Source organism: Candidatus Omnitrophota bacterium (assembly GCA_014728045.1).
In the GTDB taxonomy this organism is placed as follows: Bacteria; Omnitrophota; Gorgyraeia; order Tantalellales; family Tantalellaceae; genus WJMH01.
In genome coordinates, this window is sequence record WJMH01000018.1 from 11,719 (window position 1) to 30,204 (window position 18,486).

Below are 18,486 nucleotides of genomic sequence, written 5' to 3' on the forward strand. Positions count from 1 at the left end.
ACGGCCGGGACTGAAAACTTGATGTTGAAATAATGGTTCTTTCGTTATATAATTATTTTACCGGCTTATTAAAAGACAAATCAGAGAACACTTATGCCACGTAAAAACCCGAAAAAACTCCACTGTTGCGAGAAATGCCAGAACTACTGGTCCTGTGAGACCAAATGGTACAGAGGCGAGCACAATCAGGAAAATATCTGCTGCCCTCTCTGCAATTTTTACCAATCCTGCTGGAAGGAGATACTCAATCCTGCGGGGAAGAACGCCGCAAGAACGGTCAGGCCTTAGTATTTTCTTCTTTTTTCCGCGCAAATACCACACCGATCACGCCTACAAAGGTGAACACCAGACCGCATGTCATCAGTATGATGAAATTTGAAACGACCTTGGAAAGCGCGGCCGTCAAAAACATGAAAACGAGGAACGCCAGATGCACCACCGCCTCCATTGAACTGAAAATGCGCCCGCGCACTTCAGCGGGCACCAGAACGTGTATCAGCGTATTGGCACAAGTAAGTATGGGGGCCGCCGCGGCGCCGACAAGCATTATCAGCACCCCTCCCACCACCAAAAGCGGATCTTGGTTCGCGTAGACCGCGAACAGGCAGATACCAATACCGCAGAAGATGAACCCGGCGGACATCGCCCTGGTCTTGGATATCTGCTGGCCGTATTTGGCATACAGCATGGTCCCCAGAAAAAGCCCGAGGCCGAGGAACACTCCGAAAATACCCAGATCCTCGGTGACCGAACCGAACGAGTTCTGTATAAAGACAATTATGATACAGAAGATCGAACCAGCCCCGGCCATAAGAAGGAAAAAAGTGCTGGTCACCATCTTCATCTTGTCCTTGCGGAACATGTGCCCAAAGCCTTCCACTATCTCGGACCAGACGTTCGTCCTGATGGATTTTTCGATTATCTTTCGGGTCATGTCCAGTTCTTCTTTCACGTTGGCGAGTTTTTCTTTCGGTGTTATCAGCGCGATAAGCGCCGCCGAAACGAAATAACTTATGCTGTCCAGATAGAAGCCCCAGACGTGTCCTATCCACTTGACTATGAACCCGGCCGCTGCGAACCCCAGTACCGTAGCTATCATCCGGGTAGTATTGGAAAGCGAATTGGCGACCATGAGCTTCTCCCGGGATACGATATCCGGGATAAAAGCCAGTTTGGACGGAAGGAAAAACCGGGTGGCCGAGAAGATCAAAAACACCACTATGTAGACCGGGGCCATCACATCAAGGCGAACCAAGAACGGCACCAGAAAAACCAGAATACCTCTTACGATATCGGAAATTATCATCACCCTTTTCCGGTCCCACCTGTCCACGTAAACTCCCGCGAGGGGCCCTATCACGAAAACGGGCACTATGATGAAGAAAAGAAGGTTGGCAAGCGCCATGACCGAACCGGGGTGCTTGGAATATACCAGCGCTATAAGGGCCATCTGGAAAAGGCGGTCCCCAAACTCGGAAATTATCTGGCCGGACCACAGGCAGAAAAAATTCTTCCTGAAAAGGACGTCTCTGAATCGAACCATGGTTTTACTGGCGGAAAGAATGGAGCCTGCGAGAGGAGTCGAACCTCCGACCTAGGCATTACGAATGCCTTGCTCTACCAACTGAGCTACGCAGGCCCCGTGCATGCGATAAATTTTATACTTAATCCTGATTTTTTTCAAGGAAACAATTATTCGGGGACTAGGGCCACCTGTGCTTCTCGGGCCTGATCGTGCAGTCCACATCGGCTATAGCGCCTTCCTCGAAGACCATCCGGTAATCATCCTCGCCCGGCGCCGGACTGCAAGGGCATTCGAACACCGCATCGGCCTTTATATATCCACCTGAAGCCAGTTCTTCCAGTCTGCCCTTCTGCGAACCCGCCCCTTCAAGTGAACGCTGCTCTGCTACCTCATAGAGCGCCGCGACCTCAAAAAGCGTTTTCTGCTGATTCAGGCAGAGTTTCCTTTTGGCTGTTTCAGTCGACCTGAAGTAAGCGGGCAGAGCTACGGCTATAAGTGCCATTATAACCGCAAGAACTATCGCCAGTTCCACCAGCGTGAAGGCTTTTTGCGAAAGATGTTTTGCCATTTTGCTCCCGTGCCAGCAAGATATATTATACATCATCCCGCCCCTGGAAAACACCCCTCTGCGCCCAACCTTTTGAGTGTTCTTTGAGGGGTATTTTTATTTGACTTGGACCTGGTTATGTGTTAACTTATTCAGCACATGAATATTTTGCGTGTGCCGAGGTAGCTCAGCCGGTAGAGCAGGGGACTGAAAATCCCTGTGTCGGTGGTTCGATTCCGCCCCTCGGCACCATGATAAAAAGCCCCTTTTTTAAGGGGCTTTTTGGTTTATTCGGTTAAATTCCGTCTCAAGCCTTGGATGGCGGGGTATTTCTCAAGTATTCCCTGGAAACTTTCCTGAAAGAAAGGTTCTTCCGGTTATACAGGTTGTTTTCCCTGTGAAGCTGGGTGATCTCTTCCACTTCTTTGTCCAGGATGGCCCGGAAATCTTCAGGGGCGTTAAAGAATCTGGCTCCTATAGCGTAGATATTTTCTTTGATCTTCCTGGCGTGGACTACAACCGCCTTGAGGTCGAACATCCTCTCTTTGAGGAATATCTGTATATCCACTTTCTCGTTCTCGGATACCCTCTCCGGGGCGGTGAACGCAATCCCACCCTTGCTCAGATCGACCAGATCGAGCCTTTTCCTCTCATAGCTTTTTCTGCTTTCAAGAGGATATGCGAGAGTATATCTTTTGTGTTTTCTTCTTTCGGTCATGATCGGCATATTATAACACAACTGGATCAACCAGTAAAGTAAGAAAATAAAAAGCTAGACAATTTTACTCCAGTATATCTATATTATGCCTTATCTCTGGTCAATCGACAAGCCCTTTTTCTTTTAACTGCTTTAGGGCTTCGCCGCTTTTGTCTTCACACACCTGTTCTTTCACCCATTCGGTAAGGTCGTCGATCCCATCCTCGAACGGTATCTCGGTTTTGAAACCCAGGGTTTTTTCTATTTTCGAGGTATCCGCGTAACAGTGCCTTATATCGCCCGCCCGAAAGGCATTCTTAACCTCCGGCTGGACCTGCCCCTTTCCGCAGATCTTACTCGCGAGTATGTTGGCCACTTCAAGTATGGTCTTGGGGCTTCCTGTCCCCACATTGAATACACCGTAATCGGCTTCTTTTTTTTCCATCACGATCCGGTTTGCCCTTGCTATGTCCTTGACGTGTATAAAATCCCTCCTCTGGAGCCCGTCCTCGAAAATAACGGGAGCTTGGCCGTTGAGCAGCCTGCTGGAAAATATCGCACATACTCCGGTATACGGGTTGGAAAGCGCCTGCCGGGGGCCATAGGCGTTAAAGTACCTCAAAGCTACGGTCGGTATCCTGTAGGCCTTGCCCACCGCCAGAAAAGCCTCTTCATGGTCCCTTTTGGTGACCGCGTAAATCGAGGTCGGATTAAGCGGTTTCTTCTCGTCTGTGCCGACGGGGGTGAGCTTGCTGCCGCATTCGGGGCACACCAGGTCCCATTGCCCCTTCTCCATCTGGGCCCTCTCCCTCAGGCCAGGGCAAACTGCACCGCATCGGGGACAGGTGTATTTACCCTCACCGTATATCGACATGGATGAGGCGACCACCATCTTTTCCAGGCGATGTTTCCTGTTGGCCACGGTATCAAGTATTACCGCCGCTCCTAGTGAGTTCTGCTCAACGTAATGACGGATCTGATACATCGACTGGCCGACCCCCACGGCCGCGGCATTATGCAAGAGCACGTCCACATCGCGCATGGCTTCGTAGAATTTATCCGCGTCCAATATATCCGCTCGTATGAACTCCGCTTTTTCGCTAAGGTATTCCGGAGCACCGGCTCCCTTGCCGTGGACCTGCGCGGCAAGGTTATCGTATATCCTGACCTGGTATCCGGCGGAGACAAGTTCGTCCGCTATGAACGAACCAATAAAACCCGCGCCTCCGGTTATCAAAACCTTCTTCTTCATTTATCTATACCCCCTCGAAAAGCTCTTTATTGTCGTTCACCCAATCCCAGAGTTTTTCGACCCCTTCGGTTTTATTTATACGGGGCTCCCAGCTGAGATAGTCCCTTGCCCTGGTTATGTCACTAACATATATCTTCTGGTCTCCGGGCCGCCAGTCCTCGAAAGCGGGTTCTATTTTCCTGCCCGAGAGCTTTTCCAGCATATCGACCAGCTCAAGAAGCGACATCTGGTTGCGAGGACCTCCGCCCACGTTGAAGGCCATCCCTCCCACCCTGTCTATTCTTTGATAAGCCGAATCAAAAAGCGCTACAAGGTCATCCACGTGAAGCACATCCCGTACCTGCTTGCCATCGCCGTATATCGTTATGGGTCTTCCCAGGGACACGGCGATGGTGAACCACGCCACCCATCCCTGATCCTCCACTCCGAACTGCCTCGGCCCGTATATGCAGGACTGCCTCATGCAAACCGTCCTCAAACCATATATGCGTGAATAGTCTATAACGTACTGATCCGCGCAGCCTTTCGAGCAGCCGTACGGTGAGTGAAAATCAAGCCCCCTGGCCTCGGGAACCCCACCGGCCAGTTCGCTGTATCTGTACCTTCCTTCTTCGGATACGACCTTAACGTCGGTCATCTCTCCGTATACCTTGTTGGTTGAGGAAAAAATGAAAACCGGGTCTATCCCCAGATCCCTCACCGCTTCAAGGACATTGAAAGTGCCCAGCGCGTTGATATCAAAATCGCTTCTAGGGTCTTTCACCGAGGTGGTCACCGCCACCTGTGCCGCCAGGTGAAGCAGAAGATCGATCCTGCCGCACCCCGAAATCGCCTTTTTCAGGCCCGAATAATCCCGGATATCCTGTTTTATGAACTTTATCCCGCCGTGGCCCTCCAGCCACTGGAGGTTTTTATCCGCGCCCTTGCGCGAAAGATCGTCCACAACCACTACTTCGTCTCCGCGCTCATGATAATATTTCGCGGCATTACATCCTATGAACCCGGCCCCGCCGGTTATCAGCACTTTCATTATGTTCCTTTCGGCGAATAAGTCCTCTCCGTCTTCCGCGGTAAATATATCATATTCCACGAGCTATTTCCAATAAACCCTGAAGAAACTCCGAAGAGAATCTCTATCAATGACCCCGGCGCAGCAGACTGTTGAGACGCTGGCGGTACCGGTCGGCTTCGGGGCGCTGCTTCCTCTCATAAAAACTGGTCAAAAGGTAAAGTGCCTGGATATTCCCCGGCTCAAGCATCAGGGCTTTTTTAAGCTCTTCCTCTGTCTTTTCATCGTCCCCCAGCTTTGAATAACAAGCGGCGAGGTTTATGCGGGTCGTCGCATTCTCCGCCGGGAAGATGCGGATGACCTCTTTCAGCATGCCGACAGCCTTCTCCAGCTTGCCTTGTTGCGCATAGATGATCGCGAGCTTCTCCATCGCCTCGGGGAACCGGGGCTCTATTCTGAGGGCTTGCTGATAACTGGTCCGGGCTCTTTCCAGATCCCCTAGCTTCATATAGGCGTCCCCCAGGGTCTCATATATGTCAGCGTCATCGGGACGCAGGTACAGGGCCGCCTTGAGACGGTCCAACGCCTCCCGGGGCCTCCCCATTTCAAGATAGGCAAGGCCTTCCCGGTAATAGGGCCTTGTGTAGGACTCAAGTTCCCCGGCCATGGGATTTATGTTGGTGAAGAAAAAAAGAGGAGCGATGACCGCCACGGAAACGGATACCCTTGACCACCGGGCTTTTTTCATCTCATTGACCAGTGAAACCAGGCAGTAAGAGGCGAATATCACCATTACCGGTACGACCGGCAGCCTGTACCTAGCAAGCGGCGGGAAAGGCAGAAGCGACAGAATGTAAAACCCCGCAAAGAGTAATAGCGGCATCATTTCCCGGCGCCGCATGGTGAAGGCTATTGCCATACCGAACACGGCCAGGGCCGCCACCCATCCGAAATCAGCAAGAGGCAGGGAAAGAAAGGCCGACTTCTTCCGGAAAAAGTTTATGTTCTCATAAGGGGCGAACTCATACCGATTGAATATCAGGTATAGCTTTTTCATCAGGTTGCGGAGGGCACCGGCGGGGTCCTGGGCATAAACACGTTTGATCCGCTCCGCCCAGTATAGGTCCCTTTCGCCCCTAGAAACAAGGTCCTCCTCCAATAGCTCGCGCATCTGGGCCCGCCAGGCCGAACCAGGTCGCATCTCATCCACCAGAGCCAGGTCTGTCCCCATGTATACCGTAACCGCGTAATTCTGCTGGACTGGTATGATCTCTTTTCTCTGCGAATAATCCATCAGGACCGCCAATGCCATCACCAGGGAAAACCCCAGGAGCATGTAGCCGGCCCTCCCTAGGGCCTGCTTTATATTACCGGACGGCAGTGCGCCCATCCAGATCGCGAAGACCGGCACAAGAATAAGAAAATTCGGCCTGGTGAGGCTCGCCAGGGCGAACATAACGCCGGCAGCAAGCGCCCAGGCCCTTCTCCTCTCCCGGTAAAAAACACAGACGGAGAAGACCGCCAAAAGACCGAAGAATACCGCCAGGTTAACCGGAAGGGTCTTTGCGGTGAAGGCGATCAGGGGCCAGTATATAGAACACACGGCTCCGGAAATAATCCCCGCCGCCTCGCCGGAGAGCTCTGTTGCTATCAGGTAAACCAGCACGCAGCCAAGAGCCCCGATAACTGCCTGGACAAGCGTGGCGAAATATATACTAGGCATGCCCCAGCTGTAAAGCAACCCCAGGAATTTTTGATAAAAAGGTATTCTTATATGATCGTAAGGGCTTTCCTTTATGATGGACCACCCGCTTGCGCGCATGCCAGAGGCATGATGATCCCCGGAATCCACAAAAGGCCGCAGGAAGACGGGTTCGTCCTTGACCTGGCCAAGGTAGACGACCCTTGCTGCCAGAGCCAGGAAGAATATTAGAACGGTTATTATGATTTTCGGTCTCATTCCCTGTGGTTCCCGGGTTTTCCGTTGACGAACATCAAGGGAAATATAATATCACTAATACAGCAGGGCAGCCACACTGCCAGGAACAGGAAGACCAGGACCGCGGCGTACTGCCATAAACCGGCAGGTCCTCCCCTGGCCATAATAATATGGAAAAGCGACGCCCATGTACTGATGAGCACATGGCCCGCATGAGGGAATTTCGTGGTCGGCCGGACAAAAGCCACGCTTATGCCCGCTATGGCAAGCGGATTTACCAGCCACCATTCCTCGATAAAACCCAGATGAACGTGCCTGTGCGGCATATTCAGAAGGACCTCCCCGAGGTAAGGGATCAGCGAATCGCTCAGGGTAGCTATACCCACCGAACCCAGATAACCCACGGTTAAAAGCGCCCAGACGGGGCACGCGTGACCGTTGCTGCATTTATAGTTCTTGTACATCGAGGCGGTTACCAGCGCGCTCAAAAAAACATGTATGGGATGCAGCACGTAAAAGGCCCTGTATGCGGGCTCATACGTCAGGTCGCGGAAAACCGCCATTAAGATGATGCCGGTCACCGCCCCCACGAAGGTGAAAGGGGCGTGGTGCTCCAGTTCTCTGATGAATCTGTTGGCCATATTTACCACCGATCCAGCGCGGGATCCCGGTTAAAGCAGTTTCTCGAAAAGATCGATGAACCTTTTGGCTATCCTTTCGGGTGAATGCCTCTCAACGAATTTCTCCGCTTTCTGTATGATCTGGTCCTTTTTCTTTTTATCGCCGGTAATACTGGTAAGCCTCTTGCTCAATCCGGTCACGTCCTTGTAATGGACAAGCTCGTTCTTCCAGTCATGAAAGAAGTCCGAGAGCATCGGAACGAATATAGGGCATCCGGCGCCCAGTGCCTGGTATACCGTGGAAGAGACAACGGCATGCCCCCTGCTGGCGAATTTATGCAGTATCAGCGCGTCGGAAGCGAACAGATAATCATCGAACTGCTGTGTGGTTATGACCTTCTGGGGGCGGACCATCATCCAGTTGGTCGGGTGCAGCTCTTCCAGCATCTGGTATCCCTTGGGAACCACATGAAGGAGCATGGTGTTCTTCTTCAGCTTCGGCGGAAGGTCCCTGTAATAGGCATGGTATCCCCTGTGCCCGAAAGAAAAAACGATCTTTTTCTTGAGTGGAAGCTCCAGTCTCTTCCTTGCATCGGTCTTGCTGCCCCTTCTTGAAGGGAAACAAGGAAAAGGTATATGCACCGCGTCAGGGTAAACCTTTTTAAGGAACTCTTGCCTTTTATCGAAATATACCACCTTGTCCCAGTCATGCTTGTAGAACCAGGAATGCCTTGTCATCCTGTTCTCGTGCACGACATGAACGATCTTGGCCTTTCTTTTGAGAACCGGGAAAAGGTTGTCCAGCTTGTCAACGGGCAGCATGCCTATATCCTCTATGAGGAGTATGTCGTAGTCCTTCTCCAAAAGGGGTCTTGAATCAAGCGAGTTGGTGTTGTTCCGGGTGCCGAAACACCTGGTAACGTAACTCTCGTCCTTGGCCGTTATGCCCTCGCCGTGGTAATCGGTCTTGAGAAAACTGAATACATGGACCTTATGCCCCATTTCCCTGAGGGCTTTTCCCACGGGCTCTGCGTGCATTGCCACGCCGCTGGTTGTGTTCCAGGCCGCCATAATAGCAATCTTCATCGCGTATCCTTTCCTTTTTTACAAAAGAACCGTTGACCGCCCCCGCCGGATCATAAAAGCGCTTCCGCTTTCCCCAGCAGTTCTTCCATTTTCCCCCCGCTATTGGGTATTATGCACCCGGCCACGTCAGAATGGCCGCCTCCGCCGTATTCCTGCGCGAGACGCGCGACATTGATGCCTCCCTTGGACCTCAGGCTGACCCTGAGCTCTTCCCCGGATTTTTCCCTGAAAAAAACGACTATATCCACTCCCTTGATGGTGCGTATCTCGTCCGCTATGGTATCGGCGTCCTCGTCCTTGCCGTTAACCTTCCTGAAGTCCTCGCGCTTCACGATCGACCAGGCGAGCCTGCCGCCGTCAATGAATTCGCACCTGGCAAGGCATATGCCTGAAAGAACGGCGACCTGCCTTGAATGCGACCAGAAGACCATATCGACAAGTTTATAAAAATCAAGTCCTGTTTTCACCATCTCAGCGCAGACCTCGAAGGTGAAGGGCCTTACATTGGGCAGCTTGAATGAGTTGGTCTCGACGATGAGCGAGGTAAGGATGTTCTGGGCTATGTCCTTGTTTATTTTGACCTTGAGCTCCTTAAGCAGGCAGTAGATCATCTCACCTACAGCCGGGGCTTCGGCATCAACATACCTTATATCCCCGAAAGAGTTCCTGACTTCGTGATGATCTATCTCAAGAAGCGTCCTTGACCTGCGCAGGTCCCGGTAAGCCCCGCCGAGCATTTCCCTCGTGCTGCAGTCAACGGTAACGGCCAGATCCGCGTCATTCTCAAGCTTTCTTGTGATCCTGTCCGCACCGGGAAGAGGCCTGTATCTCCTGGGCACCCCGTCCTGGCTGACCATGAACACTTTCTTGCCCAGCTTTTCCAGTCCAAGCCCCAAAGACAGCATGGAGCCGATTGCGTCCCCGTCAGGATTGACGTGGCATCCCATCGCGACAGTATCCGCCTTTAAAATGGCCTCTTTCGCCTGCGTTAAACCTTTCATATCTGACCTTTGCATGCTTTTGACAGGTATTATACCATACTGGATGCGTTTAAACAAAACCGCGTGTTTTTATTGCCTGCGGGAATACCAGCCGAACGATATATCCGCTCACCTCAGGTCCCTCGGCCCCAGGCCTTTGCGCCAGTGTTCCTCGATCTGCTCGAGGGTGTGCCCCTTTGTTTCGGGAATATAGAAATAACAGAAAACCCACCCGGTTATTCCCAGGATCGCGTACAGCCAGAAGGTGCCCGCCTTGCCGATCTTCTCGATAAGCGTAAGGAACGTCATGGCGACCGTGAAATTGAATATCCAGTTGGACATGGTCGCCAGGCTCATCGCCCTGCCGCGTATCTTGAGAGGGAAAACCTCAGAAACTATCACCCATGCCACAGTGCCCAGACTGAAAGCAAAGGAAGCTATGTAGAGAATAAGGCTGCCGGCCGCGACCCATTTAAGGATATGGGAAAGGCCCTTCATCCCGAAAGCCAGGCCGAGCGCCGAAAGGCTGACCACCATGCCGGCAAGCCCTATGAACAGCAAAGGCCGCCTTCCTATCCGGTCAATGACCTTTATCGAAACGATCGTCATGATAACGTTCACTATACCCACTCCCATAGTGGCCAGTATCGCCACAGAAGCGGAGCCGAAGCCGGCGAACTCGAATATCGTAGGCGCGTAGTAAATGACAGTGTTTATCCCCGTTACCTGCTGAAAGAACATTATCCCTATACCGATGATAAGAGGTTTTCTCATCCACGGCTTAAGAAGCTCCTTCCACCCGCCGGTCTCCTGCTGGAGGGAAGACTCGATATCGCTTAGCTCCTTTTCCACGTTACCTCCGGCCCTGACACGCCTGAGAACTTCCCTGGCCCTGTGCACCAGTGACCTGCTCATCAGCCATCTGGGACTGGCGGGCAGGAAAAATATGCCTATGCCGAGTATGGCCGCTGGAACGACCCCCAGGGCGAACATCCCCCTCCAGCTTTTCTGGCCGGCGAGCAGAAAATCGACCACATATGAAAGCACTATGCCGACCGTTATGGCAAGCTGGTTGAGCGAGACCAGGGCCCCTCTGGCGCGCGCTGGGGAGATCTCAGATATGTAAAGCGGAACCGCGAAGGAAGCTATACCTATGGCCACACCGATCACAAGGCGTCCGGCTATAAGTAACGACACGCCCGGCGCCATAGCGGTCACGATCGACCCCAGCGTGAATATAACGGCGGTGGCGATTATGACCCTTTTTCGTCCGAAAGTATCCGAGACCTGACCGCTCAAAGCAGCTCCGATTATCGCCCCGACAAGTACGGCGCTTACCACCAGCTCCTCCCTTGCCGGGGTAAGGGCGAACTGGTCCTTGATGAACAGTATCGCTCCCGAGATAACCCCCGTGTCGTAACCGAAAAGCAGCCCTCCAAGAGCGGCTATCGCGGCGACAACCCCTATGAACAACCCGCTTTTATTCCCCGCCTGTTCCATTTTGCCTCCTTTTCTCCGGCATTTCTAAAAGTGCTCCGATACTTTCTGTCCACCTGTGGTCACCGTAGCGCCGGGCCCTGTAAAGCCAGAATTCGCATCCCCAGAGAAGGACCGTGCCGAATCCCATCGACCGGAGCATATCAAAGGTGCCGACGGTCTTTTCCCTGCGCCCGGTACGCGGTTGTTCCTTCCCGGTATACACAAGATGTCCGGGTTCCCAGGGTTCGGCCTGGAGCTCTGTAACCCACGGCACCTTGCCCGCTTGCTTGATCCTGTCATGGATCCTACGGAAATACTTCCGGGGTCTCTTCGTGTCAGTCCGAAAGTACAGAGGGAAAAGCCACAGTTTATGACCCACGTCCGGATAAACGTTTATCCCCAGCACGTCGCACAAAGAGAGGTTCTCTTCGATATTATCGTACTTAGAACCAACGCGCCTCAGGATCCTTAGAAAAAGGTTCGGATAAGTAGCCACAGTTAGAACTATCGGCCTTCGGGACCGGTCAAGGCGCCTGACCAGTTCCACTTCTTCTTCGAGGAACCCGGGACCTATATACCAGTTGTCGGGCCCTATCCGGTTAAGCGCCTCGTTCTCCACCTGCCAGTATTTTACGGCGGAATTATCCCTGTACCGGGTCACCACCTTCTCTATGAAACCGAGCGCCGCTTCTCTGAGCACGGGATTGCGCGCAACATCCCCTCCCCTGGCCAGCCGGGCTTTTCGCCTCAGCCATTCCGGGATAAAATATTCGGGCCACCTCGGAGCTTTTATCCCAACGGTAAGGACAACGGGGATTTTTTTTCGATGAGCCTCTTCCAGCTGACGGTCAAGTTCCGTAAAATCATATACACCTTCGGAGGGCTCTATCCTGTTCCAGTAAGAACCCAGCCTTATGATACCGAAGCCCATCCGTAGAACCGCCCGGTATGTTCTCTCCGAGTCCATGTCAAGATAAGCGCACTGGATCTGGCTGAAGGTGGTTCCCACGAGGTCCTCTCCGGCACACGCAAAAGCGCACCGGGAAACGATCAGCGCGAAAACAGCTGTTTTTTTCAATAGATCCATACTGAAAAACCATTTCTTTATTTTTTCACCTTGTCGGTCACCCAGAAGGTCATGTACTTGCCCATCATAAGGCGCGTCTGCGCGTCCAGTGCGGGAAGAGCGCTCAGGAAAACAATGGTAAAAGGCACCAGGAGCCACTGCAGGGCGAACCCCGCCCGTTCCAGAAGGGAATGGCCGCCCCTGTTCTTTGGTAAAAGGCACAGGCTCAGCACGATACTCGTAATAAGGGAGAATGACGCGAGGTTGAAGATCGTTCCCGTAATGCGCGGTACGGTATAATAGAAGACCGAATGCGAGTAATCCTTTGTGGCGAAAATGGCGGGGAGCCAGCCTATGACCGTAAGCAGGAACGCCCAGGTCGTCCATGATATATGCCCCTCGAAAAGCTTGTACCCGGTCTTGAGCTTGAGCAGAAAAGGTATCTTGCCGTTTTTGATGAAGGCCCTCATGACTATGGGAAAGTTCTCCACTCCCCACGCCCATCGTCTTTTCTGCTTGTACACGTTCTTAACGGTCTGCCACCACGTGCCGGCGACGACCGCGTCCATCGACAGCGTCGTGTACATGGGCACGACCCCGTAGTTGCCGTCATAATGGATGAACGCTTTCCAGAAGATCGCCGAATCATCGGATATCATGTCCACCGGCCAGTATCCCACCTCGACAAGAGCCTTGAAGCTCATGCTGTGGCTGGAAAAAGTCACCAGCTTCTCCGGATTGGTGGCTTCGATAAGCTGGAAGAAAGAAGAACCCGTCTCGAGCACACGGGTAATACCCGGGGCTTGCCATATATTATTGTTGTACACCGGAACGGGCTGGAAGCTGGCTCTCTGCCTGTGGGGAGAAGTAAGAAAATAATAAGTAAGGCTGGCGAAATAATCCGGCGCCACCACGGTATCCGAATCAAAACAGGATGAAACGACGTTCTCGAATGGAATGTTCCGGCTGCTGAAGTATTCTGCCGTTTTCTTTGCGGCGTAAGTCGCGTTGGCGCCCTTGGCCTTGGCCTCCCCGACGATACCGTCGGGGTGGACCACTATGAACATGTCGTAAAATTTCCCCGCGTGGGCTTTTACGGTCTCCTCCGCGCCTTTTTTAACTTCTCCAGAAGCCCTCTCCTCCAGCGCCAGCACGACCACTATCTGCCGTGAGGGAAAAGTGCCCTCGGCGAGACTTTTAATACCGGGCTCTATGACATCCTTCTCTTCTTTCGCGACAGGAATGATGACCAGGTGATAAATATCCTGCGAGGCGGGCTTATCGCCTGCCGAAGAAACAAGCTGCCTGACCCTCCTTTTATGCGCCAGGAAGGATATCTTCTGTTTAAGAGTGCCTGTTGCGGGCCTCTTTTCAAGCTCTTCAAGATAGCTGGCGATGTCATCAAGCCCCCGCACCCGCTCCATCCAATCAGTATCCTCTTCGGCCGAGAGCCTGAAATACGACAGAATAAGAAAAAGCGTCATGTATATAAGGCGCAGGAGCCAGTAAAGATAGAAGGCTATGATTATAACCGCAGCCATCAGCGGTTCGAGAAGGGCAAGGATCATCATGCCGACTATTATCGTCCAGCTTGTCGCCCCCGGGACGATCTCGAACGCCCTCTGCAGTTTCGCTTCTTTGCCGCTCAGGTTGTTCCCTGTGAATCTGAACTCCATAACTCCTCTAGTTTAGTCTTTTTCTTGCTGCCTGTTATCTCGGGAAAAGGCGCTTTTATAAGCCCCTTTTCCGGGAGGATCTCCACAGAGCGTAGCGCCCCGTCCGGCGAATCGAGAAAATACATTTTGCCGGCCTCTTCAGAATAGTATACAGCAGTTCCCTCTTTGACCCGGAACACCTCGTTAAGAAAGAACTCCCCGTAGGATTCGGTAGCCAGAAGCTTGAGTTGTGCGCCGTCGCTGAAAAGGATGTGTGAGGCGCCGTACACCCAGAAGCACTGTCGTATATCTCTTCCTTTCGAATATATCCAGGCGAGCTTCGGGCCCTTTTCGAAACCCTCCCCCCCCGTCCTCTCCGCGGTAAAATCGAGAATGCCGATCCTCTCTTTCTGCCAGACAAGAAGCCTTTTGGTTCCGCTGTCGAAGCGGATGCCCCTCACCCCTTCCGGGACGAACCTGTAGGGAAGCCTGTTCGAGATGAGCTGACCTCTCTCTCCCGTAAAGACCAGAAATTCGCGCGAGAGCACGTATATATCAAAAGCCTCCCCTCTTCCGAAGAGCATACCGCCCAGGTCAAAATCCTCCAACACCTTCCTGAGCCTTTTGCCGTCGGAGTCCACCTCAATAATGGTGTTATCTTCATTCAACAGGTACACCCCGTCCTCGGACAGCCCGAACCCCTTCACCCCGATAGCGAACTCCGGATAAACCGCTTCGGAGGATACGTCCACTTTCTTAACGGCGTTCTCCCGGAGTACGTACAGCGTGTTCTCATCAGAAGCCTGCCACCTGATCCGGTCCGGATCCGCGGGCAACAGCGCCGTAATATCCTTGACGGTATTGCTGCCGTCCGCGAAATCTATCCAGAGAAATCTCTCGGACCTATCCAGCTTTACCCTCGCCACCACCATGGAACTTGCTCTTTCGGTGAAAATATCTACGACCCTGGCTTCTTTAAAAGGTGAACCCGCGTCAATCAGGGTCCAGGCCCTTTCCCGCCTGTAATCGCATACGTGTATATTCCCGGGAGTGCGCCCCTCTTCAGCCAGGAAGAAGCCGCTCTTCGGTATAGGCACCAGATCATTGAATTCATCCGCGAGTATCCTCCTGCTTTGCCACTTATCGGGTATTAGCAGTACGCTGTCGAGCACCGTAGCCTTCTCCTCTTCCACCGGGACGGTCCTCGCCCAGGGGCGATAGCCCTCAAGCCGCAGTTCGACCCCATATTCGCCCGGGAGCAGTTCTCTGACGGCCGCCGGTGTCGTTTTATCGCAAGAGGTTCCAGTTACGAATATCTCAGCGCCGGAAGGCGCCGAGGAAAGATAAATAAGGCCGGTTTTGGAATACCCTTCCCTGGCCTGGGGGTTGTAGATGTATCCGAAGGCGTACAGTATGAGCAGGGGACAGGTGCTAACGTATATCACCGCGAAAATATAGAATATTATCTTTCTCAGAAGCTGCATCTTCTGTTCCTCACGCGTTTACTGTCCCGGGGCGAGAGCCCTTCATTTCACGAAAGCTCGAAATTGCGCACGCAGGTATCGAGCCAGCTATTGATATTGTTGGAGCTTACGTTCTTTCTCATTTTCTTCATGCGTTTTCTTCGCTCGTCCTTCGGCATATGCAACCCCTGATAAATGGCATTGGCGATATCCTCTATGCTGTAGGGGTTGACCGGAAGGCAGTTCTTGATCTCCGCTATCGCGCCAGCGAACTTCGAAAGCACGAGGACCCCGTCATTGTCCGAATGAGACGCTATGTACTCTTTGCAGACAAGGTTCATCCCGTCCCTGAGCGGCGTGACAAGCGCCACGTCCGCCGCCGAATAAAGCGCTACCAGCTCCTGGAAAGGCACTTTCCCGTAGTTATAGTGAACGGGCGTCCACAACCCCGTGGCGAAAGCGCCGTTTATCCTTCCCATGATCTGGTCTATTTCTTTCTTGAGATCCTGGTAGGTCTTGACGTCCTCGCGGCTTGGAACGACAAGCTGGTAGTAGAAAAACTGCTCCTTTAGCTCGGGATGCTCCTTGAGAAGGTGTTCCAGCCCCAGAAGTCTCTCTTTTATTCCCTTGGAATAGTCTATCCGGTCCACGCCGATTATGATCTTGGGGCAGGAAGCCTGCTCGATGATCTGTTTTTTTCTTTTGACGACGCTCCTCTGGCGGGAAGTGGCATCGATAAGCTCAAAGTCAATGCTTATGGGGTTAGAATAACCGTGGGTCGTCACCTTCTCTTCCAGGCTGTGCCTGCCGTCGGCCTTTCGCTGTTTTCTGTAGGCTCCCACCGCGCCCATGAAATTCCTGAAATACTGTTTATGATGGAACCCTATGGTATTACAGCACAAAAGCGACTCGAGGATCCTCTCCTGCCACGGAAGTATACTGAATATATCCAGATGCGGGAAGGGAATATGCAAAAAGAAATGTATCTCCTGATCGGGGCGCATCTTACGCAGGTAATACGGCACCATGAAAAGGTGGAAATCCTGCACCCATATTATGTCGTTATCGCCCGCGACCCTGTCCGCATAGCGCGCGAACCTTTCGTTGACCCTGCAATAAGTATCCCAGCAGGAATAGTCCAGAAAACATTTCTCGAAAAAGTAATGGAACAGCGCCCACAATGTGCCGTTGGAGAAACGGTTGTAATACTGTTCGTATTCGCCGGGGGTTATCGGCACATTGCCTATTGTGTAGCTTTTATCGGACGTGCCCCGGTATGCCTCGGGCCCCATTAACTTGCTGGAGTCCACCAGCTTGAAGTCATTTCCGGCCCCCTCGGAAAAAGTGCCGTCCCACCCGAGCCAGGTGCCCTTGAGCTTGAGAAGTATTGGTTCAAGCCCGGTTATAAGCCCCCCGGCGGCCTTGGCCCATCGCAACGAACCGTCTTCAGCCTCGTATTTATGAAAAGGAAGACGGTTGGAAACGACCACCAGCCCGCGGTCTTTTCCTTTCAGGTGAATCATATCTGGTTACCTCGGATAGGCCCGCACGGGATGACCCCGCCTGCGCGAAAGATACCGGCCAAAGTGCCGAAGATGTTAACGCGCTTTCTCACATCTCCTTCAGGGCGTCCTGGATCAAAGGAAGTATCCCTTCCATCTCCTCCTTGGTCACCCTGCCCAGCTTGGCGAACCTGTATTCGCCCTGCGCGTTCTTGTTCTCCCTGTTTATCTGTATTTTCTTCGGCCCGTTGTTATATGAATAAATGCAGACCGTCAGTCTCCCGTCCTCGTTCTCCCATGATTTGGCGAAAAGTTGTTCATCAAGATCCCTGTCGTACGGCATGATCCTCCCTCCAGATTGTTATTTTCCTGTATAAATATATATCAAGGTTAATTGTTTTTCGTAAAAAGTCAAGTTCAACAGGTTATTGTCCCGTACTACTCTATCACCCTGATGCATAAAGGATACCTGTAGATCTGGCCCTTGCTGGCACTTATGGAAGCCTTTATGACCTGGATGACCGCGAAAAGCGCCAGGACCACCAGAAGGAAAAATCCCACTACCAGGAAAACCAGCATCATCCCGATTATACTGTAAAGAAATATGCTTATCTGGAAATTGAGCGATTCCTTACCCTGATCCTCCACCAGAGGATATTCATCCTTCTTCAAAAGCCAGATAAGAAGCGGGACTATGATGTTGCCGAAGGGGAATATGAACCCAGCAAGGGCTCCCAGATGGCACCACATCGCCAGCATGTTCTCATCTCCCCTGAGGTGGCCTATCTTCTGCCTGTCCTCTTCGGTACGGGCCAGGACCTCGCCGCAATATTTGCATTTTATTGCCTCATCCTGTATCTCTTCGGCGCAATAAGGGCATTTCTTCATCGGTTGCTCCTGTTCAGGTTATTTCGGCCTCGATCCTCTCGATCAGCCGCTCGGCGTCCTGGAGGATCGACTGGGGAAGCACCTTGGAGTACTTTATCTCTTTCCTCACGGATTTGAGCGTGCTCACGAATCTTTTCAGAACCGTCCGGCGTCTGCGCATTTTTTCCTGTTCATCGTCAATGTCACGGTTTTCCTTTATCATTTTCGTCAGGTCTTTCCTGACATCGCTGGCATCCTTGCCCTCCTCAAGCACGTACTTCCTGATCTTGGCGTAATCCTTCCGGTCCAGGTCCTTGTTGTCGTTCGCCCGCCTCAAAAGATCCACTGATTCATAGGTCGGCACGCTGCTGGCCTGGGCGCCTTCCACGAAATCCCTGCTCAGATATCTGGGTTCCTCCTTTTCAAGGAACGAATAAGACCGCAAAAGCTTGGCTGCGGTTTGTTTGCGCACTCCGATCTCCTTTGAAACATAGGAATCGAACTGCTGGTAGCCCCATTCTCTGTAAAGCTTGTCCTTCCACACGGAAAAAAGCATCTGCCCTAGAGCGATCCATGATGTTTTGAAGCCTTTAGCCTGCTCAAGGACATTGTATCTGATCGAACCCGGCTCGAGCTCCTCCATCTTCTGTTCGATGCCCCGTATGGATTTTGTCTTGATCTGCGTCACTTGCTTCTACCTCCTCCGAAGTTCTTGTTCACCTCGCTTAGCCGTCCCCGGGTTCACCTGGACGGGAATATCCCCAGGCTCATAAGCAGCATCAGGGCTATACCGAAAGCG

18 protein-coding genes and 2 tRNA genes are annotated in these 18,486 nt (G+C 52.4%); 2 read left to right on the forward strand and 18 right to left on the reverse strand.

The genetic code is table 11. The annotated features are described in order from the left end of the window. Positions 1-93 precede the first annotated feature (93 nt). Positions 94-288 (forward strand): hypothetical protein, encoded by a 195-nt coding sequence (locus tag GF409_06635; protein ID MBD3426892.1) that lies wholly within the window; start codon positions 94-96, stop codon positions 286-288. Here the strand turns inward: GF409_06635 and GF409_06640 are convergent. The 3 genes from GF409_06640 to GF409_06650 form a co-directional block, all read right to left on the reverse strand. Further along, entirely contained in the window at positions 278-1,543 is a 1,266-nt protein-coding gene (locus GF409_06640; protein ID MBD3426893.1) for an MFS transporter, read from the reverse strand. The genes GF409_06635 and GF409_06640 overlap by 11 nt on opposite strands. 20 nt (positions 1,544-1,563) lie before the next feature. Continuing rightward, a tRNA-Thr gene (locus GF409_06645) sits at positions 1,564-1,639 on the reverse strand. A 64-nt stretch (positions 1,640-1,703) separates the two neighbouring features. Beyond that, positions 1,704-2,129, reverse strand: a complete 426-nt coding sequence (locus GF409_06650) for a hypothetical protein (GenBank protein ID MBD3426894.1) — start codon at positions 2,127-2,129, stop codon at positions 1,704-1,706. A 119-nt stretch (positions 2,130-2,248) separates the two neighbouring features. On the opposite strand from GF409_06650, the gene GF409_06655 reads away from it, so the two are divergent. Then, positions 2,249-2,324: transfer RNA gene (locus tag GF409_06655), tRNA-Phe, on the forward strand. Between the two features lie 55 nt (positions 2,325-2,379). Here GF409_06655 and GF409_06660 read toward each other — a convergent pair. The 15 genes from GF409_06660 to GF409_06730 all read right to left on the reverse strand — a co-directional run bounded on the left by GF409_06660 (position 2,380) and on the right by GF409_06730 (position 18,375). Further along, positions 2,380-2,799 (reverse strand): hypothetical protein, encoded by a 420-nt coding sequence (locus GF409_06660; GenBank protein ID MBD3426895.1) that lies wholly within the window; start codon positions 2,797-2,799, stop codon positions 2,380-2,382. A 91-nt stretch (positions 2,800-2,890) separates the two neighbouring features. Then, entirely contained in the window at positions 2,891-4,021 is a 1,131-nt protein-coding gene (locus tag GF409_06665) for an SDR family NAD(P)-dependent oxidoreductase (GenBank protein ID MBD3426896.1), read from the reverse strand. Positions 4,022-4,025: 4 nt separating this feature from the next. Continuing rightward, entirely contained in the window at positions 4,026-5,051 is a 1,026-nt protein-coding gene (locus GF409_06670) for an SDR family NAD(P)-dependent oxidoreductase (protein MBD3426897.1), read from the reverse strand. Between the two features lie 106 nt (positions 5,052-5,157). After that, entirely contained in the window at positions 5,158-6,990 is a 1,833-nt protein-coding gene (locus GF409_06675) for a tetratricopeptide repeat protein (protein MBD3426898.1), read from the reverse strand. Next, on the reverse strand, positions 6,987-7,610 hold the full coding sequence (locus GF409_06680; protein MBD3426899.1) for a hypothetical protein: 624 nt from the start codon (positions 7,608-7,610) through the stop codon (positions 6,987-6,989). Before GF409_06680 ends, GF409_06675 begins: the two co-directional genes overlap by 4 nt. Before the next feature lie 30 nt (positions 7,611-7,640). After that, on the reverse strand, positions 7,641-8,675 hold the full coding sequence (locus tag GF409_06685) for a hypothetical protein (protein MBD3426900.1): 1,035 nt from the start codon (positions 8,673-8,675) through the stop codon (positions 7,641-7,643). A 50-nt stretch (positions 8,676-8,725) separates the two neighbouring features. Next, positions 8,726-9,691, reverse strand: a complete 966-nt coding sequence (locus GF409_06690) for a hypothetical protein (GenBank protein MBD3426901.1) — start codon at positions 9,689-9,691, stop codon at positions 8,726-8,728. A gap of 93 nt (positions 9,692-9,784) precedes the next feature. Beyond that, entirely contained in the window at positions 9,785-11,155 is a 1,371-nt protein-coding gene (locus GF409_06695; GenBank protein ID MBD3426902.1) for a sugar porter family MFS transporter, read from the reverse strand. Continuing rightward, entirely contained in the window at positions 11,136-12,587 is a 1,452-nt protein-coding gene (locus GF409_06700) for a hypothetical protein (GenBank protein ID MBD3426903.1), read from the reverse strand. The genes GF409_06695 and GF409_06700 overlap by 20 nt, the downstream gene beginning before the upstream one ends. Next, complete coding sequence (locus GF409_06705) at positions 12,239-13,876, reverse strand: hypothetical protein (protein ID MBD3426904.1); 1,638 nt, start codon at positions 13,874-13,876, stop codon at positions 12,239-12,241. The genes GF409_06700 and GF409_06705 overlap by 349 nt, the downstream gene beginning before the upstream one ends. Continuing rightward, positions 13,846-15,339 (reverse strand): PEGA domain-containing protein, encoded by a 1,494-nt coding sequence (locus GF409_06710; GenBank protein MBD3426905.1) that lies wholly within the window; start codon positions 15,337-15,339, stop codon positions 13,846-13,848. Before GF409_06710 ends, GF409_06705 begins: the two co-directional genes overlap by 31 nt. A 47-nt stretch (positions 15,340-15,386) precedes the next feature. Further along, on the reverse strand, positions 15,387-16,841 hold the full coding sequence (locus GF409_06715; GenBank protein MBD3426906.1) for a trehalose-6-phosphate synthase: 1,455 nt from the start codon (positions 16,839-16,841) through the stop codon (positions 15,387-15,389). 88 nt (positions 16,842-16,929) lie between these two features. After that, positions 16,930-17,163 (reverse strand): hypothetical protein, encoded by a 234-nt coding sequence (locus tag GF409_06720; GenBank protein ID MBD3426907.1) that lies wholly within the window; start codon positions 17,161-17,163, stop codon positions 16,930-16,932. Between the two features lie 95 nt (positions 17,164-17,258). Continuing rightward, entirely contained in the window at positions 17,259-17,708 is a 450-nt protein-coding gene (locus tag GF409_06725) for a DUF4870 domain-containing protein (GenBank protein ID MBD3426908.1), read from the reverse strand. A 13-nt stretch (positions 17,709-17,721) separates the two neighbouring features. Then, complete coding sequence (locus GF409_06730; protein ID MBD3426909.1) at positions 17,722-18,375, reverse strand: hypothetical protein; 654 nt, start codon at positions 18,373-18,375, stop codon at positions 17,722-17,724. Positions 18,376-18,486 lie beyond the last annotated feature (111 nt).